Annotated in this window: 24 protein-coding genes; 8 read left to right on the top strand and 16 right to left on the bottom strand. The window is 73.4% G+C overall.

Annotation, left to right across the window (positions count from 1 at the left end; translation table 11 throughout):
* Positions 1 to 31 precede the first annotated feature (31 nt).
* Positions 32 to 346, top strand: coding sequence for a hypothetical protein (locus AB0K00_RS43250; protein ID WP_363533960.1), 315 nt, complete (start codon positions 32 to 34; stop codon positions 344 to 346).
* Positions 347 to 378: 32 nt separating this feature from the next.
* Here AB0K00_RS43250 and AB0K00_RS43245 read toward each other — a convergent pair whose 3' ends face one another.
* The 6 genes from AB0K00_RS43245 to AB0K00_RS43220 are packed head-to-tail and all read right to left on the bottom strand — an operon-like array spanning position 379 to position 5,327.
* Entirely contained in the window at positions 379 to 819 is a 441-nt protein-coding gene (locus AB0K00_RS43245; RefSeq protein ID WP_363533957.1) for a hypothetical protein, read from the bottom strand.
* Positions 816 to 1,400 carry a hypothetical protein gene (locus tag AB0K00_RS43240; RefSeq protein ID WP_363533954.1) on the bottom strand — a complete coding sequence of 195 codons (585 nt, stop codon included), beginning with the start codon at positions 1,398 to 1,400 and terminating at the stop codon, positions 816 to 818. Before AB0K00_RS43240 ends, AB0K00_RS43245 begins: the two co-directional genes overlap by 4 nt.
* A gap of 20 nt (positions 1,401 to 1,420) precedes the next feature.
* On the bottom strand, positions 1,421 to 2,335 hold the full coding sequence (locus AB0K00_RS43235; protein WP_363533951.1) for an aminoglycoside phosphotransferase family protein: 915 nt from the start codon (positions 2,333 to 2,335) through the stop codon (positions 1,421 to 1,423).
* Positions 2,336 to 2,346: 11 nt separating this feature from the next.
* Entirely contained in the window at positions 2,347 to 3,129 is a 783-nt protein-coding gene (locus AB0K00_RS43230; RefSeq protein ID WP_363533948.1) for a MerR family transcriptional regulator, read from the bottom strand.
* Positions 3,130 to 3,143: 14 nt separating this feature from the next.
* The gene (locus tag AB0K00_RS43225) at positions 3,144 to 4,523 is read right to left on the bottom strand and encodes a serine hydrolase domain-containing protein (protein WP_363533945.1); all 1,380 of its coding nucleotides are present in this window, start codon (positions 4,521 to 4,523) and stop codon (positions 3,144 to 3,146) included.
* A gap of 48 nt (positions 4,524 to 4,571) precedes the next feature.
* Positions 4,572 to 5,327: an SDR family oxidoreductase gene (locus AB0K00_RS43220; protein ID WP_363533942.1), complete on the bottom strand. Its 756-nt coding sequence runs from the start codon at positions 5,325 to 5,327 to the stop codon at positions 4,572 to 4,574.
* Between the two features lie 100 nt (positions 5,328 to 5,427).
* On the opposite strand from AB0K00_RS43220, the gene AB0K00_RS43215 reads away from it, so the two are divergent.
* The gene (locus AB0K00_RS43215) at positions 5,428 to 6,282 is read left to right on the top strand and encodes a helix-turn-helix transcriptional regulator (protein ID WP_363533939.1); all 855 of its coding nucleotides are present in this window, start codon (positions 5,428 to 5,430) and stop codon (positions 6,280 to 6,282) included.
* A 216-nt stretch (positions 6,283 to 6,498) separates the two neighbouring features.
* On the opposite strand, the gene AB0K00_RS43210 is transcribed toward AB0K00_RS43215, so the two are convergent.
* From AB0K00_RS43210 to AB0K00_RS43185, 6 genes are all read right to left on the bottom strand, one after another.
* Positions 6,499 to 8,523 (bottom strand): hypothetical protein, encoded by a 2,025-nt coding sequence (locus AB0K00_RS43210; protein WP_363533936.1) that lies wholly within the window; start codon positions 8,521 to 8,523, stop codon positions 6,499 to 6,501.
* 51 nt (positions 8,524 to 8,574) lie between these two features.
* A complete protein-coding gene (locus AB0K00_RS43205; RefSeq protein WP_363533933.1) occupies positions 8,575 to 9,243 on the bottom strand; it encodes a hypothetical protein in 669 nt (222 codons plus the stop codon).
* 76 nt (positions 9,244 to 9,319) lie between these two features.
* Complete coding sequence (locus AB0K00_RS43200) at positions 9,320 to 10,342, bottom strand: DnaJ domain-containing protein (RefSeq protein WP_363533930.1); 1,023 nt, start codon at positions 10,340 to 10,342, stop codon at positions 9,320 to 9,322.
* A gap of 123 nt (positions 10,343 to 10,465) precedes the next feature.
* Positions 10,466 to 11,281, bottom strand: coding sequence for an SDR family NAD(P)-dependent oxidoreductase (locus tag AB0K00_RS43195; RefSeq protein WP_363533927.1), 816 nt, complete (start codon positions 11,279 to 11,281; stop codon positions 10,466 to 10,468).
* On the bottom strand, positions 11,278 to 12,579 hold the full coding sequence (locus AB0K00_RS43190) for an NAD(P)-binding domain-containing protein (RefSeq protein WP_363533924.1): 1,302 nt from the start codon (positions 12,577 to 12,579) through the stop codon (positions 11,278 to 11,280). The genes AB0K00_RS43195 and AB0K00_RS43190 overlap by 4 nt, the downstream gene beginning before the upstream one ends.
* A 33-nt stretch (positions 12,580 to 12,612) precedes the next feature.
* Complete coding sequence (locus AB0K00_RS43185) at positions 12,613 to 13,245, bottom strand: TetR/AcrR family transcriptional regulator (protein ID WP_363533921.1); 633 nt, start codon at positions 13,243 to 13,245, stop codon at positions 12,613 to 12,615.
* Between the two features lie 45 nt (positions 13,246 to 13,290).
* Here AB0K00_RS43185 and AB0K00_RS43180 point away from each other — a divergent pair, with 45 nt between their 5' ends.
* The gene (locus AB0K00_RS43180; protein ID WP_363533918.1) at positions 13,291 to 14,604 is read left to right on the top strand and encodes an MFS transporter; all 1,314 of its coding nucleotides are present in this window, start codon (positions 13,291 to 13,293) and stop codon (positions 14,602 to 14,604) included.
* Between the two features lie 107 nt (positions 14,605 to 14,711).
* Positions 14,712 to 15,542 carry a polysaccharide deacetylase family protein gene (locus AB0K00_RS43175; RefSeq protein WP_363533915.1) on the top strand — a complete coding sequence of 277 codons (831 nt, stop codon included), beginning with the start codon at positions 14,712 to 14,714 and terminating at the stop codon, positions 15,540 to 15,542.
* Positions 15,543 to 15,611: 69 nt separating this feature from the next.
* Here the strand turns inward: AB0K00_RS43175 and AB0K00_RS43170 are convergent, their stop codons facing one another.
* The 3 genes from AB0K00_RS43170 to AB0K00_RS43160 form a co-directional block, all read right to left on the bottom strand.
* Positions 15,612 to 16,886 (bottom strand): GAF domain-containing protein, encoded by a 1,275-nt coding sequence (locus AB0K00_RS43170; protein WP_363533912.1) that lies wholly within the window; start codon positions 16,884 to 16,886, stop codon positions 15,612 to 15,614.
* Positions 16,887 to 17,098: 212 nt separating this feature from the next.
* Positions 17,099 to 17,806: a hypothetical protein gene (locus AB0K00_RS43165; protein WP_363533909.1), complete on the bottom strand. Its 708-nt coding sequence runs from the start codon at positions 17,804 to 17,806 to the stop codon at positions 17,099 to 17,101.
* A gap of 50 nt (positions 17,807 to 17,856) precedes the next feature.
* Positions 17,857 to 18,630, bottom strand: a complete 774-nt coding sequence (locus AB0K00_RS43160; RefSeq protein WP_363533906.1) for an SDR family oxidoreductase — start codon at positions 18,628 to 18,630, stop codon at positions 17,857 to 17,859.
* 161 nt (positions 18,631 to 18,791) lie between these two features.
* Here AB0K00_RS43160 and AB0K00_RS43155 point away from each other — a divergent pair, with 161 nt between their 5' ends.
* Together AB0K00_RS43155 and AB0K00_RS43150 are read left to right on the top strand one after the other, a co-directional pair.
* The gene (locus AB0K00_RS43155) at positions 18,792 to 19,688 is read left to right on the top strand and encodes an AraC family transcriptional regulator (protein WP_363533903.1); all 897 of its coding nucleotides are present in this window, start codon (positions 18,792 to 18,794) and stop codon (positions 19,686 to 19,688) included.
* An 80-nt stretch (positions 19,689 to 19,768) separates the two neighbouring features.
* Positions 19,769 to 20,053: a hypothetical protein gene (locus AB0K00_RS43150; protein WP_363533900.1), complete on the top strand. Its 285-nt coding sequence runs from the start codon at positions 19,769 to 19,771 to the stop codon at positions 20,051 to 20,053.
* Positions 20,054 to 20,091: 38 nt separating this feature from the next.
* Here AB0K00_RS43150 and AB0K00_RS43145 read toward each other — a convergent pair whose 3' ends face one another.
* Entirely contained in the window at positions 20,092 to 20,760 is a 669-nt protein-coding gene (locus tag AB0K00_RS43145) for an NAD(P)H-binding protein (RefSeq protein WP_363533897.1), read from the bottom strand.
* 108 nt (positions 20,761 to 20,868) lie between these two features.
* Between AB0K00_RS43145 and AB0K00_RS43140 the strand changes: the two genes are divergently transcribed.
* Both AB0K00_RS43140 and AB0K00_RS43135 read left to right on the top strand, forming a co-directional pair.
* Entirely contained in the window at positions 20,869 to 21,543 is a 675-nt protein-coding gene (locus tag AB0K00_RS43140; protein WP_363533894.1) for an RraA family protein, read from the top strand.
* Between the two features lie 137 nt (positions 21,544 to 21,680).
* Positions 21,681 to 21,983: a DUF1905 domain-containing protein gene (locus tag AB0K00_RS43135; protein WP_363533891.1), complete on the top strand. Its 303-nt coding sequence runs from the start codon at positions 21,681 to 21,683 to the stop codon at positions 21,981 to 21,983.
* Positions 21,984 to 22,193 lie beyond the last annotated feature (210 nt).

Raw genomic sequence — 22,193 nt, 5'->3', positions numbered from 1 at the left:
GTGCCGGGCGTATGGGGTACACCGCCAGGACGTGCCGCTGGCTCCGGTCGCCTTGCCGGAGGGCATCGCCGTGCCGCTGGCCGGTATCCACCAGCAGCTGGCGGCGGCCGGCGGGGAGGTCGCCCGATCAATGAGCGGTTCGGGCAGTACGGGCTTTGTCGGTCGGTGGGTCGATTCTGCGGCGGCGGCCACGGCGATCGTCCTTGCGCAGCAGCACCGGGCGCGGCTGCTGGAGGAGATCGCGTCGGTGCAGGTGACGGACGCCGAGATCGAGTCGACGACCGATCAGGTCATGACATCGATCCGCACGCAGCTGAGCCGGTTCGCCCGGGACGTGGACCACTGACGGACCGGGCGGGTGCGGCGGCGGGGCAGCGGTCAGCGGCGACCGGTGACCAGGGCGACGAGAAACTGGCCGCCGCCCGCGTCGACGCTCGCGGTCACCGGCAGCCCGGGCACCAGCCGGGAGAACCGGTCCACCAGCCAGTCCGCTGTCTCCCGGGCGTCCTTCTGGCTCGGACAGCGGGCGACCAGCTCGCGGCCGCCCTTGCGTTCGAGGCGCTCGGCGACGGTGATCAGCGGCGCGGGTTCCACCACGTGCAGCCGGTCCGGCCAGGCGATGACCACCTTGACCGCGCCCTTGCGGGTGTTGCAGGCGCGGTGCGCGAGCCGCTCGACGACCTTGGCCTTCCTGTCGGCGGTGCGGCTGTCGACGCTGGGACCACGCGGGTCGTTCACCGACATGCCGGCGTCGACCGGCTCGTCGCACACCCAGCATCGCCAGCCGTCACGCTTCGCCACGTCATCAAGGAGACTCATCCGAGCAAACTAGCCTGTCCAGGGCCCGCGTTGCCCGGGTAGTCGCCGAGACTGACCGAGGACAGCTGCCCTGACCCGTCCTCGCCCCACGCGTCCCAGTACACCTGCTTCCTGGAGTGCCAGTAGTAGTTGTGATATCCCAGGAGGTCGCCGTAGGTCCGGGACTCCTCGGCCCGGTCGGGTGCGCCGAACTCGGCGAGAAACCGCTCGTAGGACCGCAGGAAGCCGAAGTGTGCGAGATGGCCGCGTTCGGCGCCGTAGAGGGCGAACCCGACGACCGCCCCGTCCACGATCTTGTAGCTGAATCTGCCCGCGAAGTGCACCATGCCGGCGGTCTGCATGACGCTGTCGATCACCTCGTCGAGGGGCAGCCGCCGGTCATCCGCGCCGTAGTATTCGCTCTCGATGGCGTCGCCGGTGCGTGAGCGGTGGACGATCGGGGAGCCCGTGACCTCGGTGATCCGGTGCCGCGGGACGGCGGTGGCGGCGGTCGCGCCGAAGGGCACGCCGGAAAGGCTCAACGTCGCCGGGTCCAGGTTGCGCCGGGCGAGCACACCGAGGTCATCCAGGATCTCGATCACCGTGCCACCATAGGCGCCGGTCAGGCGGCTGTGGCGATGAGGCGGCGCAGGGCGGCGTGGGCGGGTGGTCCCCAAGTGGGCTTGCCGCCGGGGCGGCCGTGGACGCCGGCGTCGCCGATGAGGATGCCGCCGAGGGCGCGGGCCATCGCGCAGCCGCGGGCGCGGCGGACGGTGGCGGCGTCCAGCGCCGGCTGGTAGGCCGCGTAGCACTGCTCGGCGGTGTCGTCCGGGAGCAGCAGCCACGCGGCGGCGAGGTCGTATGCCGGGTCGCCCGCACAGAGGTCGCCGAAGTCGACCACGCCGCAGAGGGTGCCGCCGGCGGTGAGGACGTTGGCGGGGTGCAGGTCGGCGTGCAGCCAGAGCGCCGGGCCCGTCCATTCCGGCGCGGTGACCGCGTCGTGCCAGACCGCGCGGACGCCGTCCGGGTCGTCGATCAGGCCCAGCTCGATAGCCTCGGTGAGCCCACTTTCGAAGTGGTCGGCGCGGTCGGCCAGCGGCCCGCCGCGGCCCCGGCCCGTGGGCGCGCCGCTGGGGGCGGGCTGGTGCAGCGCCGTCAGGAACGCGGCCAGGGACCCGGCCGCGTCCGCGGCGCGCGTGACGGGGGCCAGGTCGGCGGGTGTGCCGGGGACCCAGGTGGTGATGATCCAGGGTCGAGGGAACCGCTCGGAGGGCTCGCCGAGCCGCTGCGGGACGGGGACCGGCAGCGGCAGGCGCGGGGCGAGCGTGGGCAGCCAGGAGTGCTCCTTGCGCAGCAGCGCGTCCGCGGACCCGGTCGCCCAGGGCAGCCGGACGGCGAGGTCGTCGCCGAGCCGCCACAGCTGGTTGTCCCAGCCACGCGCGCCCAGCCGGACCGGGTGGTCGGCGAGGTCGGGGTGCTGGTCACGGACCAGATCCCGGACCAGCTCCGCGGTGATCTCGAGCTCCACATGGGTCATGCGGAGCAACGCTAGTCCAGCGGCGCCGCGCGGTGTGTCTCCTGCGGCGCGGCAGGACCTGCCGAGCGCGCGAGTTCGGCGAGGCGGGTCCACGCCGGGGACGACGCGCCGACGGACGCCGCGGCGAGCTGGGTGATGGCCGGGTCGACGTCGCCGGCGGACTCGGTGGCCTGATAGCGGGCGGTGTACCAGCGGCGGGCCCGCCCGGCCAGCGCCGGCAGCCGCGGGTCGTCGGGCGGGTAGTCGAAGGCCGCGTCGTAGGCGAGGTAGATCGCCTGGAACTCGGGGTCGTCGAGGGCGTCGAGCTTGTCGGTGATCCAGCCGTCGGCCTCCTTCGGCGACACCGCGTGCAGCAGCAGCCAGATGTCGCGTTCCAGGTGCACCGTGCGGTCGCTGACGCCGAGGGCGTGCAGCCGCTCCAGGTAGTCGGCGACCTCCGCGGCGACGAAGAGCCGGTCGCCGGTGCGCAGCTGGGCGATGCGGTCCCGGCTGCGGCGGATCTTCTCCGCCTGCCGGCGCAGGTCGCGGTCGATGTCGGCGATCGCGGCGGCGAACTCCTCGGCGCCCGCGGTGAGCAGTTCCTTGACGCGGGCGAGGGGCACGCCCGCGTCCGCCAGGGTTTTGATCTTCACGAGGTCGATCGCGTGGCGGGCGTTGTACCTGCGGTACCCCGAACCGTCGCGCGGCGGCTCCGGAAGCAGGCCACGAGCGTGGTAGTGGCGCACGGCCTTGATGGTCACGCCCGCGTAGTCCGCGAGCTGGCCGATGGTGAGCAGGTGCCGCTCGTCGTTCATGGCCTGCATCCTTGTCAGCGTTCGCCGGACGCGACACGGCGGGTCATCCGGCCGCCCGAGCAGCGGTGCGTCGGCCCGGTTCCGGTGTCGCCATGATACGAGACGAGGTACTGCCGCGACGTGAGATCGAGCTCGCCGACCGGCATCCCGGCGGGCGCGAACAGGTCCCGGCCGACGGGTGCGTACCGCAGCGGAGGGACCGTGAACGGCCCGCCGACGAAACCGGTGAACGTGGCCTCCTGCACGCCGTCGGCGGGTTCGTAGGTGATCCGCTCCTCCAGCTCGCCGTCCACGACGCTGACGTCGATGCGCAGCTGGTCCGAGCGGTACGTGCCGGCGTACCGCGCCAGGTCCGGCTCCGGCGGCAGCGGGGTGATCGCGGCGACGTCGAGGCGGCCCGGCAGCAGCGACGGCAGCAGCTCGTCGTGCAGCGCGAGGGCCCGCGGGTCGTTGCCGTACGCGGCGAAGACCAGGTCGTGCTCGGGCACCACGGCGAGGACGGCCACCCCGCCGGGTGACGCGCCGGACATCGTCAGCACGGTCGTGCCACCGAACGTCGGCAGCAGCCAGCCCATGCCGACGGGCGGGAGATTCGGCGTACCCATGTCATGCGAAACGGTCCGCATCAGCTTCGTCGACGCGTCCTCGCCGAGGTGGGACCGGCCGAGGGCGAGCAGGTCGGCGATCGTGCCGATCGGCGTGCCACCCGCCGGCGCCCACGTGTCGGGCAGCATGAACATGTCGGTGCGCCGCACCTCGCCGGTGACCGGGTCGGCGAAGTGCCCGACCGCGGTGCCTCGCAGGATCGCCTCGGCCGCGGAGGTGCCCGAGCCGGTCATGCCGACCTTCTCGAACACCTCCCGCCGGAGCAGGTCGTGATACGGCGTGCCGGTGACCGCCTCGAGCAGCCGCCCGGCGACCATCATGCCGCCGTTGGAGTAGCTGACGTGCTCGCCCGGCGCGAACAGCGTGCCGCACTGCCGGGCGAGCCCGGCGAGGTAGGCCCGCAGTGCGTCCGGGCCGCTGCCCGCGGGGAAGAACAGGTCGGCGTCGATCCCACTGGTGTGGGTCAGCAGGTGGCGTACCCGGATCCGGCCGGCCGCGCCGGGTTCGGCGAGCGCGAACTCCGGCAGGTACGTGACGACCGGTTCGTCGAGGTCGACGGTGCCGCGCTCCACCTGCCGCAGCACGAGCATCGTCGTCATCACCTTGGTGATGGACCCGAACAGGAACCCGGTGTCCTCGCGCATCGGCGCGCCGGTGACGACGTTCGCCACGCCGTGCGCGAGGATGCTCTGCTGGCCGGCGCGGTGCACGCCGACGACGTAACCGGGGACCTTGGTGGTGTCGCAGAAGGCCGCGACCCGCTCGCTGATGTGCGTCATCTCGTTCATGCCGCCATCGTCGAGCCCTGCCCCAGGGTCAAGGTCAAGCCCTGTGGTTCAGCCTTGCTGCGTCGGTACGATGATGACCTCGGCGAGGTTGACCCGGGTCGGCGCGGCCGCGATGTATGCGATCGCGTCGGCGACGTCCTGCGGGGTGAGCACCTCCATGGAGTCCCGCCACTGCACCAGGGTCTCGCGCTGGCCGGGATCGAGCATGCCGTCGCCGAGTTCGGTGAGGACGAAGCCAGGTTCGACGTTCTTCACCCGGACGCCGCGCGGCCCGAGCTCGGCCCGCAGGTTGCGGGTGAGGTGCGCGACGGCGGCCTTGGTGGCCGTGTACACGCCGTAGTTCGGGAACACGGTGTGCCCGCCGACCGAGCCGACGTGCACGAGGTCCGCCCGCCGGCCGTCGGCCGCGGCGGCGAGCAGGTCGTCGATGAAGGCGCGGCCGGTGTAGAGCAGGCCGGTGAGGTTCGTGCCGATCATCTGGTCCCACTCGGCGGTCTCCGCCGACTCGAACGGCGCGGCGAGCATGACGCCGGCGTTGGCCACGACGAGGTCCACGGGGCCGAACGCCGCGCGGATGGTCTCCGCCGCGGCCCGCAGCGCGTCCAGGTTGCCGACGTCCGCGGCGACGGGCAGGGCGTTGCCGCCGATGTCGGCCGCGAGTTCCTTGAGGCGGCCCTCGCGCCGCCCGATGAGGGCGACGGACGCGCCGCCGTCGGCGAGCCGTTTCGCGGTCGCCGCGCCGATGCCGCTGGTGGCTCCGGTGACGACGGCGACCCGGCCGTTCAAAGCGTTCGTGTTGGTCATGGGTCCACCGTCGCGCCTTCGCAGGCCGGCTGCCAGGACGGCGTCTTCCTAGGGGTACGGGGGCCAGGCAATCCCCCGCAATGCCACCTAACCTGGGAGGATGCACAGCGACAACCGCCTCGGCGAGTTCCTGCGGGCGCGCCGGGAGGTGGCCCGCCCGGAGGACTTCGGCCTGCCGGAGCCCGGCCGCCGCCGCACCCCCGGGCTGCGCCGCGAGGAGGTCGCGCTGCTCGCCGGCGTCAGCGCCGACTATTACGTCCGCCTCGAACAGGGCCGGGACAAGCACCCGTCCGACCAGGTGATCGAGGCCTTGGCACGGGTGTACACGCTGAACGACGACGGCGTCACGCACCTGCGGGAACTCGCCCGGCCCGTCGCCCGTCCCCGCCGCCGAGCCCGCCAGCCGGAGCGGGTCAGCCCCGGCCTGCTGCGCCTGCTGGACCTCTGGTCGGACACGCCGGCCATGGTGGCCGGCCGCCACCTGGACGTCCTGGCCAACAACCGGCTCGCGGCCGCCGTGAACCACTGCTCGGTCAAGGGCCAGAACATGGTCCGGTCGATGTTCCTGGAGCCGGACACCCGCCGCATCTACGCCGACTGGCCCCGGGTCGCCGCCGAGACCGTGTCCAGCCTGCGCGCCAGCGCCGGCACCGACCTCGACGACCCCCGCCTCACCGACCTGGTCGGCGAGCTGTCGCTGAAGAGCGACGACTTCCGCCGCCTGTGGGCCCGCCACGACGTCGCGGCGAAGACCACCGGGTTCAAGCGTTTCGTCCACCCGATGGTCGGCGAGCTGACGCTGTCCTACGAGACGTTCACCGTCAACGGCGCCCCCGGCCAGCAGCTGGTGGTCTACCACGCCCCGCCCGGCACCCCGTCGGCCCAGGCACTGACCCTGCTGGGCAACCTCGCCGCGGACATGACCCTGCCGCACGAAGCCCGGCAGGATGCTTGAGCGACGCCACGGCCGCACAGTCCCACCGATGTTCATACGGCGACTTCGACATGCTGCGAGTGCTGCGGCTGCCTCCCGTCGTCCTGGTCGATGAGCCTCAAACCAACGTCAACGACCCTGACGATCTTCCTATCATCGGGGGGATGGCGGCACGGGCCGGGCGGATCGGCGCGGGGCACGCGGCATTGACGGCGGCGAGTCACTCCGCGGCCGTCTTCACGTCGCTGCCGGGCAGATCGAGGCCGTGCTCGGCAAGAGCTGGCCGATCGTCGAGGTCTGACGACCGCCCAGCTCAAGAAGCCGGCCTGGTGATGCGGTGCAGGGCGAGCCGGGCGTCGCCGAGCAGGGCCTGGTCGTCGCGGATGGTGCGCAGGTTGTTCCTCGCCTCGAAGTACCCGGGGTGGACGACGGTGCCGGCAAAGCGGCGGTCGGCGTCCAGGACCTGTCGCAGCAGCGGTGCCGCGGCGGATGCGGGGCGCCGATCGCGCCCAGGTGGCGGACGGCCTCGCGGACCACGGCGTCGGCGGTGCCGTCGCGCAGCGGCTGCAGCGTCGCCAGGAGCACCGGGACCGCGGCGGCCAGGTCGCCGGTGCTGCGCCACCACGCGTGGGCGGCTCGGATCCTGGTCCACGGGCCGGCGGAGTCGAACAGTTCGCGGACGTCGCCGGCGTACGCGTCGGCGTGCGGCCCCAGGTCCGCCAGGTGCGTGAGGTCCGCCCGGGCGGGCCCGCGGCGCACGGCCCGGCCGATGACGTCGAGCGCGACCGCGGGGTCGCCGGTGACCCGCCAGTGCGCCCACGCGGCGTCCTGGTCGCCGTGCCACGGCGGGGCCGGCGCGACGGCGGCGGGCGGCCGGCGTTCGCCGCGGGCGAGGTCCTCGAGCAGCCCGGCGGTGATGGCCGCGGCCGGCCCGATCGCCCCGAGGGCGCGGCATGCCGCCGCGGCGAGCCTGGTGTCCAGCAGCTCGGCGAGGTCCGGCACCGCCCCGGCGGCCGCCGGTCCCCAGGTCGCCAGGACCCGCACGTACGCGGCGACCGCGGCCACGTCGTCGGGCAGGCCGTCGGTGAACCCGGCTCCGGCCGCGTCCCGGCGCAGGGCGGCGCCCACCGGCGGCACCAGGTCCGCGGCGCGGTCGCCGAACGGCGCGAGCGTCGCGGGCAGGGCGCGGGAGCGGGCCACGTGCGGCACCCCCGTGGCGAACCATCCCAGGGCCGCCTCGGCGACCGTCGGGTCGCGCAAGCCGGCGAGCGCGACGCCCGCCGAGGCGCCGGCTTCCATGTCGGTGAGCCGGTCGCCGCCGAGCGCGGCGATGTCGCGCAGCCGCCCGGCGAACGTCGCGGTCGGTGCGGTGTCCCCAGCGGCGGCGAAGAGCGCGGCGGCCTCGTCGCGGATCGCCGGGTCGGCGAGGGACCTGCCGATCGCCTCCCAGAGTCGCGGTGGGCCGGTGCGGTGGCGGGCCAGGATCCGCCGCGCGGTGGCCGGTGCGGTCCGGCGGAACACCAGGTCCCGCGACGCGTACGCGGCGAGCGCGAACCGGAGGCCCTGCTCGGGCCGGTCGGCCAGCAGCTCCGCGAAGTCCCCGATGCTCAGCCCCGACCACGGGAACCCTTGCAGCCACCGGCGTTTCGACCGGTACAGGTCGGCGCCGGCGATCCCGGCGAGATCGACGCCGTCGCCGTCGAGGTCCGGCGGGCTCCACCTGGCGCACCCGGCGGCCGCCGCGAGCCGGACCTCCACGGTGCGGTGCGTGAGCCAGCGTGCGTACCAACCGGCCGGGAGCGCCCGGTCGCCGGTGGGGAGCCGGCCGCCGATCTCGTCGACCGCCCGGAGCTGCCCCGCGAGCGCCCCCGGGTCCGTTTCCACGGCGGCCTGCGCGCTGATGGCCGCCAGCACGGCGCCGTCGGCGGAGTCGAGCTGCCAGATCGCATACGGCGCCGCCTGCCGCACCGACGGGTCCGCGTCGGTGACGGCCCGCACCAGCGCCGGTAGCGCCTTGCGCAGCTGGTCGTGCAGGGTTTCCCGGTCCGCCGGGTCGCCGAGCCAGCGGCTCTCGACCATGATCCTGGCGAGGCGCATGACGGCGTCGGCGCGTGCGGACCGCGGCCCCCGATGCCTACGGGACCGCCACCAACCCGTCGTGGGCGCCGGTGCCGTCGAGGGTGCCAGCAGCCAGGCCAACTCCGGATCCTGGAGCCGCCGCGTCAGGTCCGCGGCCGTCGCGAGCTCGGGCCGGGATCTCAACGGGCCGCCACCTGAGACACGCCGGAATGCTATCCGAGGCCGAGCCGGAGGTCAGGGCACCTTGTGGACGTGGGCGCCGGTGTACCAGCAGCCGGCGTCGAGGGTCTGCGACGGGCGCAGGTCGTCGGGGTCGAACGGGGTGCGCCAGGTGGTGCCGTTGTCGAGGGTCAGCTCGACCTCGTGGGCCGCGACGAAACTGGCCGACGTGACGCGGACCTTCGGGGTGTCGCCGAAGGTCGCCTGCAGGCACGCCAGGGGGCGGGTCGACTCGCGGGTGAGGATGCCGGCGGGGTAGGCGATGTGCAGCTCCTGGCGCCAGGTCAGGCTGTCCTGGGTCCTGCTGACCACCTGGTAGTCGCCGGTGGTCGAGGTGGCCAGGACGGCGCGTTTCCAGTTCGGGTCGGTGAACAGCGCGACGCCGGCACCGCCGCACAGGGCGACCAGCGCGGCGACGCCGCAGAGGATCGAGACGGTGATCCGCACCGCCATGGCACGCACCAGCAGCAGCACCAGCGCGCCCGCGGTGACCGGCAGGACGGTCGCGACGACGACGGCTCCGAACAGGCCGGTGTCGAGGCTGACGAAGCCCCACGGGTTCCACCACGCGAGGACGGCCGCGCAGCACAGCGCCACGGTCGCCGCCACGATCAGCACGGCGGCGCGCTTGCGGGTGCGGCTGATCGGGGGTACCGGTGGGGCCGGCGTGGTGAACGAGCTCATGCGGCCGATAGTGGCAACGGCCCCACGGGCACCGCACGGCGTCGTCGTGATCTTGACAGAAACTCGGAGAGCGGCGTTACTCGTCGGTGACCCGCAGGTTGCTGAACACGATCTCGTTCGGGCTGCCCATGAGGGTGTAGCCGAACAGGCCCAGCGTCCCCTCGCGGTAGGCGTCGTCCTGCGCCTCGCCCAGCTTCACGCCATTGGCGAAGAACTCGAACCGCGCGCCACGGGCATGGACGCGCAACGTGTTCCGCGCGCCGTCGCCGGTGACGATGGCGGCGTTCGAGACCAGCGGCGTCACCGGCCGCATCGCGCTGACGCCCGACGACTGCAGGCTCCACTCCCCGGTGGGCAGGATCTGGAAGCAGTACGTCGTCGTGTCGGACACCCGGAATGCGATTCCGGCCAAGCCGCCGACCACCGTCCGCACGTCCACCGTGATGTCGCCGTCGGTGAACTCGATGGACGACAGGCAGGTGCCGGCGTCGCCCACGACGTGGTATCCGTCCGCCTTGAGCTGGCACACATCGGAGTTGCTCCAGCCGAATGCGGCGGTGAGGCGGTCCGACGGGCCCGCGGTGCTGCCGGCGGCCGGGCCTCCCGCGCCGAGTTCACGGCGTGCGTCGCGCCGGGACACCAGCACGATCGAGAAGACGACCAGCGCGAGGCAGGCCACCCCGGCCGTGACGACCGTCGTCCTCCTGGCCTGTTGCCGGGCCAGAAGCGCACGCTGCCGCGCCTCGGCCGCCAACCGGCTCTCGCGTTCCCTGGCCTCGCGCTGCCTCGCCTCGCGGGCCTGCACTTCGCGTTCCCTGGCCTCGCGTTCCGACGCCGCGCGTTCGTGGGCCTGGCGGGTCGACTCCTGCGCCGGCTGGTGTCGCGGGCCGGCAAGCTGGCGGTCGTATTCGGCCCGCCGTCCGGGATCGGACAGGACCGAGCGTGCCAGCACGATCTGCCGGAAGAGCCCGGCGGGTCCCCCCTCGTCGGGGTGCAGTTGCTTGGCCAGTTTCCGGTACGCCTGGCTGATCTCTTCCAGCGATGCGCCCGGTGCCACGCCGAGAATCTCATAATGATTCGGAGGGGTGTCCTTGGCCATGCGACTCAGCCCCTGCCCTCACGCTTGTGCGCTGTACGGGCCGAATCGTATAGCCGCGGACCATCGCGTCCGGGTCGATCGCACAACATGTCCCTGAAGGAGGACGGAATCCCCGCGCAGCGGTCAGGGCTCCTGCCGGTGGCGGCGCACCATGCCCGCGGCGAGCGGCGCTCCGTCGAACGCGCCGGCGGCGAGGCGGGACGCCACGGTGCGGCGGACCATCGCGTCGGCGAGGGCCGGGAAGTGCCGGGCCACGGCCATTTCGAAGCGACCGCGGCGGGTGGTGGCCACGTCGCGCGGGGCCTTGCGGGCGGTGGCTGCGCGCAGGATCGCGGCGACGACGCCCTCGACGGGTTCGAGGCGGGACACGCCCTGCAGGGACAGGCCGGCCGCGGCGGTCGTGTCGTGGATCGGGGAGGCGACCATGCTCGGGTACACCACGCTCACCCCGACGTGGCTGCCGACCTCCAGGCGCAGCGCGTCGGCGTAGGCGACGAGGGCGCGTTTGCTGACGCCGTAGGCGGCGGCCAGGGGCAGCGGCAGGACCGCCATCCGGCTGGCCACGAACACGACCCGGCCGCGGGCGGCCTCCAGGGCCGGCAGGGCCGCGGCGGTCGTGCGCCACGCGGCGAGGAGGTTGACCTCCAGCTGCCGGGCGACGACCTCGTCCGGCGGCAGCTCCGCCGGTGCGGGCCCGCCGACGCCGGCGTTGTTGACGAGCAGGTCGAGCCCGCCGAGGTGCTCGACGGCAGCGGCGACCACGGCCGGCACCGCGGGCGAGGTCAGGTCGCAGGCGAAGACCTGGACGGGCGCGTCGACGGCCACGAGGTCGAGGCCGGCCACGACCGCGCCCGCGGCGGCGAGCCGCGCGCAGAGCAGCCTGCCGAACGTACCGTTGGCGCCGGTGACCAACACCCGCCGGCCGTGCAGCGCACTCATGCCCGTTTCCGTCCAGCTGCCAGCTCGCGCGCCGCGAGGTCGAGGTAGGCGTCGAAGTCGATCCGCATCGCCGGGCGCCGGTCGCCCCACCGGTCCTGGGCGGCCCGCAGCTCGGCGGCGCACGCCGCGCGCTGCACGGCCACGGGCGGCGGCGCGTAGGTGCCGGCCAGGTGCCCGGCGACGAGCCGGGCCTGCGCCTCGACGACGGGCAGCGCGGCGCCGGTGGACTGCATCAGCCCGACGAACATGAGCCCCGGCGCGTCGAGGTGGAACACGTGCCGGTAGAGCGGCAGCCGGTCGGCGCCGTCGCCGAGCAGCGACTGGTCGAGGAACGGCAGGGCGACGCGGTACCCCGTACACCAGACGACCAGGTCGACCGGGTCGGTCCGGCCGTCGGTGAAGACGGCGTCGGCGCCGTCGAAGCGGGCGATCGCCGGGCGCACCGCGATCTCGCCGTGGGTGATCCGGGGCAGCAGCGCGTCGGACAGCGTCGGGTGGTCCTGGAGAAAGCCGTGGCTCGGTGCCGGCAGCCCGTACCGGGTGGGCGGGCCGACCGCGAGCCGCAGCATCGTCTGGCTGATGCGCTGCCGGGCCCGCCACGGCAGGCGTTTGGCGAGGGCGCCGTTGAGGGTGTCCGACGGCTTGCCGAACAGGTACTTCGGCACGATCCAGACGCCGCGGCGCACCGACAGCAGGGTCTGCGCGGCGGCATGGGAGGCGTCGACGGCGATGTCCATGGCCGAGTTGCCGCCGCCGACGACGAGGACGCGGCGGCCCTGCAGCTGCTCGGGTCCGCGGTAGTCGTGGCTGTGCAGCTGCTCGGCGGTGAGCTCGCCGGGGTAGGGCGGGTCGGGCAGCCGGGGCACGGTGTTGTGCCCGTTGGCGACCACGACCGCCTCGGCCGTCACCTCGACCGTCCCTTGTGGACCGTCGGCGGTCACCGTCCACCCGCCCGCGGGTGCCTGCTGGACCCGGGTCACCACGTGCCGGTGCCGGATCGCAGCGTCGAGGCCGAACGTGCGGGCGTAGTCGGCCAGATACGCCGCGATCGTGGTGTGCGCGGGGTAGTCGGGCCAGTCGGCGGGCATCGGGAAGTCGGCGAACTCGGTGCGGGTGCGGCTGGTGTTGAGGTGCAGCGTGCGGTACGCCGAGGAGTGCGGCCCGCCGTAGACCCACAGCCCACCGGGCCGGTCACCGGCGTCGAAGCACACCGCGGGCACGCCGGCGTCGGCGAGGGCCTTGAGCGTGGCGAGCCCGGCCGGCCCGGCGCCGATCACCACCGCCCCGTATTCCAACACGCGTTGGATTCTGGGTCACCGGTGTCGGGTGCGTCAAGGCCGCCCGTACATGCGGTCCAGCCATCGATGCACGAACGCCCGCAGCGCGAACCGGCTGTCGGCCGGGACGTCGCCGTGCAGCGCGGTGACCGCGTGCGCGTGCACGGCCCAGATGAGGCTGCGCACGGCGAGGTGCGGCTGCGGCTCGTGCAGCACGCCGGCCCTGTGCGCGGCCGCGAGGACCCGCTCCACCTGCTCGTACAGCGGTGTGGAGAACTGCTCGTCGATGCCGGCGTGCCGGTCGGGCTCCAGCCACCGCCGCAGCCACAGCCCGGTGGTCTCCGGCCGCTCCTCCAGGAAGTCGACGAACGCGTCGAGCACCCGGTGCAGTGCGGTCAGGAGGTCACCGTCCGCGGCGGCCGCGATGACCGGTTCGAGCGCGCGCCGCTCGGCCTCGAAGACCTGGGCGAAGCACGCCTGGTACAGCACCAGCTTGCCGCCGGCATGGTGGTGCACGGTGGCCACGTCGACGCCCGCCGCCTCGGCCACGGCCCTGATGCTCACCGCGTCGAAACCGTTGCGGGCGAACAGATCCGTCGCCACCCGCAGGATCACCTCGCGGGTCGGTTCGGCGTCGCCCGCGCGGGGCCGGCCGGGTCGTCGTCGCGTGCTGTTCAGATCGTCCATCGTCGCCTATTATCCATCGCACGTTGGATTCCGGGAGCGTGGTTGATGTCGCACGTCAGGCTGCCGCTGCGCGGTCTCATCCCGTTCGCGACCGGCTCCGTCGGCATGGGCGTCTGGGTCACCGTGCCCGGCCTGCTCCTGCTGTACTTCCTCACCGACGTCCTCGCCGTCCCGCCGCTGCTCGCCGGCTTCGTGCTGCTCGCGCCGAAGGTCCTCGACGTGGTGCTGCACCCGTGGGTCGGCCGGCTCTCCGACGCCGACCTGGCCCGCCGCGGCCACCGCCGGCGGCTCATGCTCGCCGGCTGCGCCCTCGCCGTCGCGTTCGCCGCGATGTTCGCCGTGCCCGGCGGCCTGCGCGGCGCCCCGGCAGGGCTGTGGGTCGCGGTCGCGTTCATCGCCGGGAACCTCCTGTTCGCCGCCTACCAGGTCCCCTACCTTGCCACCCCCGCCGACCTGAGCATCGACTACCACGAGCGGACCCGCCTGATGGGCTTCCGCATGGTGGTCCTCACCGTCGGCATCCTGCTCAGCGGCGTCGCCGCGCCCCTGATCGCCGGGCAGGACGACGCGACGGTCGGCGGGTACGCCCGCATGGGCCTCATCCTCGGCGCCGCCATGCTCGCCGCGATGCTGGTCGGCATCGCCGGCGTGCGACGGCTCACCACCGCCGCCCCACTGTCCGCTTCGTCGGAAGGCAGCCGGCACGGGCTCCTGGCGTCGCTGCGTGACCGGCAGTTCCGCACCCTGGCAGCGGCCTACCTGGCGATGTCGACCACGACCCACCTGGTCCTCGCCGCGGTGCCCTATTTCGCGGAGTACGAGCTGGGCCGGCCGAAGCTCACCACCGTCCTGGTCGCCGCCTTCGTGGCACCGGCGATCCTCGCGACCCCGGTCTGGGTCGTCGTCGCCCGCCGCATCGGCAAGCAGCGCGGGCTGCTGGTCGCGCAGGCCGCGTTCGTGGCCGGCTCGCTCGTCCTGGCGCTCGGCGCCGCGGCCGGCCTGCCGCTGATCGTCGGCGCCGTCGCCGTGCTCGGCGTCGCGTTCGCCGCCATGCAGCTGCTGCCGTTCTCGATGCTGCCCGACGTGATCGCCGCGTCCGGACCCGACGGCACGACCCGCGCGGGCGGCTACACCGGCGTCTGGACCGCGACGGAGGCGACCGGCGGCGCGCTCGGCCCCTACGTGTACGCCGCCTGCCTCGCCATCGGCGGCTTCGCGGCCAGCGCCGCCGGCGAGCACACCACGCAGTCCCCCACCGCCCTCGCCGCGGTCCGCTACGGCTTCGCCCTGGTGCCTGCCGTGCTCATGACCGTGGCCGTGCTGCTGCAGCGCCGGTACACCCTCGACACGCACCGCTGACGCCGTTTTTTCGGGCATTTGGCCGGTCTGTGCAACCCGGCGCGGGGCGATCGCGTCATGATCAGTGCGTCGGCGCGACGCGCACCATGCACCGGAGGTGGCCCCCTGTGACCGGACTGTCCCGCAGACGCCTGCTCGGCGCCGGGCTCGCCGCGACCGGCACGGCCCTCGCCGCCGGCGGCTCGGCGGGGCCGCGCCCGCGCCTGCCTGCGGACGTCCCGGTGGCGGTGACCCGTCCCGCCGCCGCGCCGACCACGTCGCCGCCCGCGCCCACGCCGGCCGCCACCGCCCTGCCGCAGCTGGACCGGCCGGTGTTCACGCTCGAGGAGTACCGCCGGCTGGTGCCCGGCCCGCCGTTCCCCGGCAACGCGGTGGCCCTGACCATCGACGACGGCCCGCACCCCACGTGGACGCCGAAGGTGCTGCGCCTGCTGGACCGGTATCACGTGCCCGCCCTGTTCTGCCTCATCGGCAACCAGGTCCTCGGCCACGAGACCGTCGCCCGGGACATCGTCGCCGCGGGGCACCACGTCGCCAACCACACGTGGAGCCACCCGGGGAAGATCGACCACTTCGCGCAGGACCGCGTACAGCAGGAAATCGACCGGGCACAGAACAAGATCTACGACACCACCGGGAAACTGCCGACCATCTTCCGCTCCCCCGGCGGCGCCGTCTCCCCCGCCGTGTTCGCGGCCGCCGCGCAGGCCCGGATGGTGCCGATCAACTGGACGAACGACCCCCGCGACTGGACCCGCCCCGGCACCGGCTCGATCACCCACCGGATGCTCGCCGCCCACCCCGGCCAGATCCTGCTCTGCCACGACGGCGGCGGCGACCGCGGCCAGACCTGCGCCGCCCTGGAGACCGTCATCCCGGCGCTGCAGGCCCGCGGCTACCAGTTCGTCGCCCTCGACGGCCTGCCCAGCTCGCACTGACGGTGCCGCCGGCGCGCGGCCGGCGCGCCGGCGACAGTGGCCGGCGGGCCAGCGGTTGAGGCCGGCGGGTCAGCGGTTGAGGAACGCGGCCAGGCCGCCGAGCTCTTCGCTGGCAATGAACACCGACCGCACGTTGAGGATGACCTCCTCGACGTGCGCGGCGCAGCCCCACGCCGAGTCGCCCCACGAGTCGGCAATCTTGATCTCGGCCGGTTCGGGGCATCCCGGGGCGCCGCCGAGCTGGCAGCCCTCGGGGTGCGGCCTGGCGGCCTGCGCGGCCGCGGCGGCACGCATGCGGACGGCGAGGTCCGCGGCGGCGGTGGCGCGCTCCTCGGCCTCGGCCCGCAGTTCCTGCTCGACGCGGACCGCCTTGGCCAGCTCGGCAAGGGCCGCCTTGGCCCGCGCCTCGGCGGCGTGCTGAGCCTGCTCGATGTGGTGGCGCTCGATGGCCAGCGCGGCGGTGCGGGTGAAGACCCGGGTCAGGGCTAGGTCGATGTCCTGCGGGACGCGCGGGGTGCGGTGGTACATCGCGAACGTGCCCAGCAGGCCGCCGTCGCGGGCCAGGATCGGCGTGGACCAGCAGGCGGCCAGCCCGGCTCGCCCGGCCAGGTCCCGGAAGTCGGCCCAGAACGGGTCGGTGGCGATGTCGGTGACGATGACCGGCTCCCGCCGGTGGGCGGCGGTGCCGCAGGAGCCGACGCCTTCGCCGGTGGCGATCCCGTCGATCGCCTGGTTGTAGAAGTCGGGCAGGCTGGGCGCGGCGCCGTGGCGCAGGTGCCGGCCGTCGGCGTCGGCGAGCAGCACCGAGACGAGCACCGTCTGCGGCGCAAGCTGCTCGATGCTGCGGGCCATCCCGTCCAGGACGTCGGCCAGGGGTGCCTGCCGGGCGATCTGCTCCAGCAGGGCACGGTGCTCGGCCATCAGCCGCTGGGCGTGCCTGACCTGGGTGGTCTCCACGCCGATCACATGGACCCCGACCACGTCGCCGCCGGCGTCCCGGCGCGGCTCGCAGGTGACGTCGAAGAACGCCTCCCGCGCGTGCGGGCCGTCGCCCACCACGACCCGGACGTCCCGGCCGGTGCAGGGCTCACCGGTGCGGTAGGCCTGGTCCAGCAGCTCGACGAAGCCTTGGCCGGTCAGCTCGGGCGCCAGCTCCACCAGCGCCACCCCGGTGTCGATCCGCGCTGCGCCGAAGGTGGCGAAGAACGCCGGGTTCGCCGCTTCCACCACGTGCGCAGGTCCCGCAAGCGACGCGAAGACGGCGACGGACTGCCCAAACAGCGCCCGCAGGTCCTCCTCCGCCCCAAGGCCTGCGACCGGCCGCTGGCCTGATACCGCTGTCATGGTGTGGTCTGCCTTCCATCGGGCTCTGTTGGGCTCCAGCGGCGTGAGGAACAGCCCGAGTTGATGGGAGGCGCCTGTCCGTCCTGCGGAACGTGTGCGCCCCATCGTGCCAGCACCGCCATCAGTTCGCTCTCCAAGTCGTATCGTCGTCGGGGGCGGCGGTGCGCCAACTGCGCGGTCGAGGAGCGCCTGCGGGCGAGCTGGGGCGTGGTTCAGAAGTCCGGGACGACGCGGAGGCGGTCGAGCTCCGCGGGTGCGTCGTCCGGGGCCGTCGACCAGCCCGGCAGGCCACCCCAGGCGATCGACGTGCGCAGGTACTCCACCAGCGTGATCGGGCCGGTCCGCCAGGTCACACCGGTCAGGAGCGGATCGGCGACGGTGCTGGGCAGGTCGATGGAGTAGGATAGGCCGCTGATGTTCGCCTTGGTCAGGTCGTCGGGCGAGAACTCGAAGTGGAACGGGCCGGGATCGCCGTACGCGTCGCGGTGGTCGTCCCAGTCCTGCCGCAGCCACTCGGCGCCCGGGATGACGAGCGGGTCGGGCAGCGGCGTGTCCTCGGGCTCGAAGTCCTCGTAGGTGATGCCGAGGACGGGGCAGTCGCCGGTGAACATCACCAGCCCGACGTGGCGCAGGCAGGCCGACAGCGCCGCCGGGAGCCCGCCGATCTCCTCGTCGAGCCGGGGCAGGTCGGCGAGCTCCTCGCCGGTCGGCGGGCAGAGCAGGGTGCGGGCCGGGACGAGGCCGAGCTCCTGCAGCGCCGCGCCGAGCCGGCGCACGTGGACGGCGACGCGGCGCATCGTCTCGTCCGCGACCGCCGTCACGTCGTCGGTGAGGTTCGCCGGGACGGCGGTGAGGGTGCCGAGCTCGGCCCAGACCTGCTCATGTTCGCCGGCCAGGAACCGGTGATGGTACGAAGTCACGGACGGCAACGTACAACATCGACCGGCGACGACCGGGTCATAGGTGCAGGTCAGAGGTCGTAGCCGCCGGAGACCTCGATGTTCTGCGCGGTGATCCAGCGGCCCTCCTCGCCCAGCAGGGTGGCGATCACCATGCCGATGTCGTCGGGTTCGCCGATGCGGCCGAGGGCGGTCTTCGCGGCGAGCATGGGGATCGCCTCCGGGAACGCGTCGAACGCCACCACCCCGGACGCGTCGGAGATCCGGGTGCGCGTCGGGCCGGGCGAGACCGCGTTGACCCGGATGCCCCGCGGCGCGAGCTCCTTCGCCAGCACGCGGGTGAACACGTTCAGGCCGCCCTTCATCGTCGCGTACGCGGAGTACCCGGCGTCGACCAGCCCGTTGGGCAGCGCCGAGTTGCTGCTGACGTTGACGATGGCGCCCCCGTCGGCGAGCAGCGGCAGCATCGTCTGGGTCAGGAAGTACGGCCCCTTCAGCAGCACCCGCAGGAACTTGTCGAACAGCTCCTCGGTGGTGTCCTCGAACATGGCCATCCCGCCGAACCCGGCGTTGTTGACCAGGTGGTCGAAGGTGTCGCGCTGCCAGGTGTCGCGCAGCGCCTCGACGACCTGCGCGCGGAACGCGGGGAACGTCTCCGTGCGGCCGACGTCCAGCCGCAGCGCGACGGCGACGCGACCTTCCTTCTCGACGGCGGTGACCGTGTCCTGTGCGCCGGCCTGGTTGCCGCTGTACGTCAGGATGACGTCCGTGCCGCGCTTGGCGAGCTGGATGGCCGCACTCTGCCCGATTCCGGAGCTCGCTCCGATGACGATCGCTACGCTCATGACTGCGCCTGCCTGTTCATTCGTGGAGCATCATCGTGCTCCCGGCGATTTCGACACCCCAATCACATCAGCTTGAGCTGGGCAAACAGTAGAACGATGCTCCTGAGCACTTGCCTGATCCTCTCCTTGCCGGGAAGAACGTCGTGCGCTGTAATCGACGGGTGGAGGAACTGCGCGCGTTGCTGGAGCGCCATGCCCGGCCCGACTGGACCACTCCCGTCGACGGCGTCCTCATCGGCCGGGCCGAACGGGCGCACGAGTCGTCGGCGTCGATGTCGGGCGTGGTGATGGCACTCATCGCGCAGGGCGCGAAGACCCTCGCACTCGGCGACCGGGTGTACGAGTACCGCGCCGGGCAGTACCTGGTCGCGTCCGTCGACCTGCCCGTGACCGGCCACTACACCGAGGCCAGCCGGGCCCGCCCGGCGCTCGGGTTCGGCCTGCGCCTGGAGCCGTCGGCGATCGCCGAGCTGCTGCTGCAGGCGCAACCCGGCGACCTCGCGCGCGCCGACGCCGGCACCCCGTCCGCACTGGCCGTCAGCGACGCTCCGGCCGAGCTCGTCGACGCCGCGGTGCGGATGCTGCGCCTGCTCGACCGGCCGCGCGACATCCCGGTGCTCGCGCCGCTGATCAAGCGGGAGATCCTGTGGCGGCTCATCACCGGCGAGCAGGGCGCCGTCGTGCGCCAGCTCGGCCTGGCCGACAGCGGCCTGTCCCACGTCGCCCACGCGGTCCGGTGGATCCGCGACAACTACCGCGAGGCGTTCCGGGTCGAGGACGTGGCGAAGATGTCCGGCATGAGCGTGTCCGCGTTCTACCGCAACTTCCAGGCGGTCACCGCGATGAGCCCGATCCAGTTCCAGAAGCAGATCCGGCTGCAGCAGGCCCGGCTGCTGCTGTCCACCCACCCGAACGACGTCACCACGGTCGGCCACCGCGTGGGCTACGACAGCCCGTCGCAGTTCAGCCGCGAATACCGCCGCCAGTTCGGCGCGCCGCCGAGCCAGGACGCCGCCCGCCTCCGGGACACCGTCCCCGCCGCGGGTGGTGCGCTCTGAGACGATCTCCGGGCGGCGCCATGCGCCACGAGGCGCTTCCGATGCGCAAATGAGAGCGTCGCAATATAGCGTGATTGAACATGGCAACCTTTCGGAGCGCGGCAGCGCTCCTTTCCACGGACGGCACCCGCACTCCAGGCACCGCCGCGCTCTTCACCGAACCCGGCAAACGCGGCGGAACCCCGCCGTGGGCGGGTGACTTCCGGCCCGCCACGGACGCCGGCGGACCGAAGAACGCGGTCGGCAAGACCTTCACCCTGGAGCTGCCCGACGGCCGGACCGGCAAAGTCGTCGTGCAGGGCATCAAGACCGGCAAGGGCGGCATCACGCTGGCCCTGATGGGCGAGGACGTCGCCCCGTTCTGACCTGCCTCGCGTGGTCCGCGACGAGCCGACGCGCACCGCTAGTGGGCGATGCCGATGACCTGTTTGATCGTCTCCGGTTGATCGAGCACGCGGAGCATGTGGTGGGCGACGTCGGCGCGTGGGACGGAGAAGCCGCCGCGGATGTTCTGCCCGTAGGCCGTCCGGTACACGCCGGTCAGGGGCTTGTCGGTCAGCTTCGGCGGTCGCGAGACGGTCCAGTCCAGGCCGCTGTCGCCGAGCATGTCCTCCATCAGCGCAAGGTCGGCGTAGTGCGCGCGGAACAGCGTGTGTGCGAACCGGGCACCCAGGTGCCGCATGAAGAACCCGTCGCCGGGGTCGTGCTTCGGCGGGTTCGGGCGGCCGGGTGACGGCACGGTGCCGACCGGCGCGGCGCTGACCACGACGACGCGCCGGACATCGCCCGCCTGCATCGCCGCCACGATGGCGCGGGTGCCGCGCGAGGCGATGCCGGCGTCGGCCCTCGGGTTGCGCGGGCCGAGCCCGGACAGCACGGCGTCGGCACCGTCGACCGCGGCCGCGAGGGCGGCCGGGTCCGGGTTCGCGAGGTCGGCGGCGACGATCCGCGCCGCTGCCGGCAGGCCCCTGGGGTTCCGGGCCACGGCGGTGACGTCGTGACCTGCGGCGAGGGCCTGTTCGAGCAGATGCCGGCCGATGCCACCGGTCGCGGCGAAGATGACGAGTCTCATGCACTGCTCCTACCGTTTCACATGTCGTACGTTACGAGACCCATACTAAATGAGTTCAGGACTCAAATAATATGAGTTACGTAACATCCGGCGGGTACCGTCACGGGCATGGACGTTCCGCCTGTCGACCTGGCCACGATCCGCCGGCTCGCCGCCGAGGTCGACACCACCGCGCTGTGCGACGCGGCCGGAGACATCCGCGTCATGTCGCCGGCGTTGCGATGCCGGTCGGCCAACCCGGTGCTGTGCGGGCCGGCGCTGACGGTGCGCTGCCGCGACGACTTCTTCGGCGTGGTCCAGGCGATCGAGCGGGCCGAGGCCGGCGACGTGCTGGTGGTCGACGGCGGCGGCCGGGAGACCGCGCTGGCCGGCGAGCTGCTCGCCCGGGCCGCCCTGGCCAAGGAGCTGGCCGGGATCATCATCGACGGCGGGTACCGGGACCTGCGGTTCATCGGCACCTGCCGCCTGCCGGTGTACAGCCGGCACGTGAACCCGAAGGCCGGCACCACGACGCGCCTGGCGGCACTGGGCGAGACGATCAGCTGTGGCGGCGTGGCCGTCCATCCGGGTGACATCGTGATCGCCGACCACGACGGCATCGTGGTGCTCGACCCGGGCGATGCCGTCGCCCAGCTCACCGCCGCCGCCGGGGTGATGGCGACCGAGTCGCGGGTCGTCGAACGGCTCGCCGCCGGCGCGACCCTCGGCGACTGCCTGAACGTGACGGAGCACGCCGACCGGCTGGCCCGCGGCGAACCGTCAAAGCTGCGCTTCACGGTCTGACCACCGCGGCAGGGCCCCTGTGGCTGCGTCGCGGTGATTGCCTTGAAGTGCGGCACCGGCCCGCCGCCCGCGCGGCACCGCGGCGGGACTGCGCGGCCGGGCGGTTTTTTGTCATACCCACGTGCGAAGGTGTGCGGGTGGTGGTCGTGTTTGATGGGCAGCTGTGGTCGTGGGACGCGAGGCGGGCCGACAGCTGGGTGTTCGTGACGCTGCCGGACGATGAGTCCGAGGAGATCCGGGGCGTGGCGGGGGGAGTGCGGCGCGGGTTCGGGTCGCTGCGGGTGCGGGTGACGGTCGGCGGCACCAGCTGGAAGACGTCGATCTTCCCGGGCAGCGGCGGGGGCGCCTATGTGCTGCCGCTGAAGCGCCCGGTCCGCAAGGCCGAGACCCTCGACGTCGGCGACGTCGCGAGGGTGACCGTCGAGCTGCTCGACGTCTGACCGCCGCGCAGTCCAGCCGCGGCCCCGCCGCCCTGCCGCTGCGCCGCGCAGTCCCGCCGCCGCGCCGTCTTGCCCTCCTGCCGCCGCGCAGCCCCGCCGCCCTGCCGCCCCGCCGCCCTGCCGCCCTGCCGCCCTGCCGCCGCGCAGTCCCGCCGCCGCGCAGTCCCGCCGCCGCGCTGCGCCGTCCGGCCGCTTCGGGCAGCGTGGCCA

Origin of the sequence: Dactylosporangium sp. NPDC049525, assembly GCF_040676755.1 — a bacterium.
Taxonomy (GTDB): domain Bacteria; phylum Actinomycetota; class Actinomycetes; order Mycobacteriales; family Micromonosporaceae; genus Dactylosporangium.
Note: the sequence above shows the minus strand (reverse complement) of the source record. Positions and strands in the feature narration are given on the sequence as shown.

What these genes read in the sequence shown, in the direction of transcription:
- AB0K00_RS43245 (WP_363533957.1), bottom strand. Translation starts at nt 819, where the DNA reads ATGAGTCTCCTTGATGACGTGGCGAAGCGTGACGGCTGGCGATGCTGG.
- AB0K00_RS43235 (WP_363533951.1), bottom strand. Translation starts at nt 2,335, where the DNA reads ATGACCCATGTGGAGCTCGAGATCACCGCGGAGCTGGTCCGGGATCTG.
- AB0K00_RS43230 (WP_363533948.1), bottom strand. Translation starts at nt 3,129, where the DNA reads ATGAACGACGAGCGGCACCTGCTCACCATCGGCCAGCTCGCGGACTAC.
- AB0K00_RS43225 (WP_363533945.1), bottom strand. Translation starts at nt 4,523, where the DNA reads ATGAACGAGATGACGCACATCAGCGAGCGGGTCGCGGCCTTCTGCGAC.
- AB0K00_RS43220 (WP_363533942.1), bottom strand. Translation starts at nt 5,327, where the DNA reads ATGACCAACACGAACGCTTTGAACGGCCGGGTCGCCGTCGTCACCGGA.
- AB0K00_RS43215 (WP_363533939.1), top strand. Translation starts at nt 5,428, where the DNA reads ATGCACAGCGACAACCGCCTCGGCGAGTTCCTGCGGGCGCGCCGGGAG.
- AB0K00_RS43205 (WP_363533933.1), bottom strand. Translation starts at nt 9,243, where the DNA reads ATGAGCTCGTTCACCACGCCGGCCCCACCGGTACCCCCGATCAGCCGC.
- AB0K00_RS43200 (WP_363533930.1), bottom strand. Translation starts at nt 10,342, where the DNA reads ATGGCCAAGGACACCCCTCCGAATCATTATGAGATTCTCGGCGTGGCA.
- AB0K00_RS43195 (WP_363533927.1), bottom strand. Translation starts at nt 11,281, where the DNA reads ATGAGTGCGCTGCACGGCCGGCGGGTGTTGGTCACCGGCGCCAACGGT.
- AB0K00_RS43185 (WP_363533921.1), bottom strand. Translation starts at nt 13,245, where the DNA reads ATGGACGATCTGAACAGCACGCGACGACGACCCGGCCGGCCCCGCGCG.
- AB0K00_RS43180 (WP_363533918.1), top strand. Translation starts at nt 13,291, where the DNA reads ATGTCGCACGTCAGGCTGCCGCTGCGCGGTCTCATCCCGTTCGCGACC.
- AB0K00_RS43170 (WP_363533912.1), bottom strand. Translation starts at nt 16,886, where the DNA reads ATGACAGCGGTATCAGGCCAGCGGCCGGTCGCAGGCCTTGGGGCGGAG.
- AB0K00_RS43160 (WP_363533906.1), bottom strand. Translation starts at nt 18,630, where the DNA reads ATGAGCGTAGCGATCGTCATCGGAGCGAGCTCCGGAATCGGGCAGAGT.
- AB0K00_RS43150 (WP_363533900.1), top strand. Translation starts at nt 19,769, where the DNA reads ATGGCAACCTTTCGGAGCGCGGCAGCGCTCCTTTCCACGGACGGCACC.
- AB0K00_RS43145 (WP_363533897.1), bottom strand. Translation starts at nt 20,760, where the DNA reads ATGAGACTCGTCATCTTCGCCGCGACCGGTGGCATCGGCCGGCATCTG.
- AB0K00_RS43140 (WP_363533894.1), top strand. Translation starts at nt 20,869, where the DNA reads ATGGACGTTCCGCCTGTCGACCTGGCCACGATCCGCCGGCTCGCCGCC.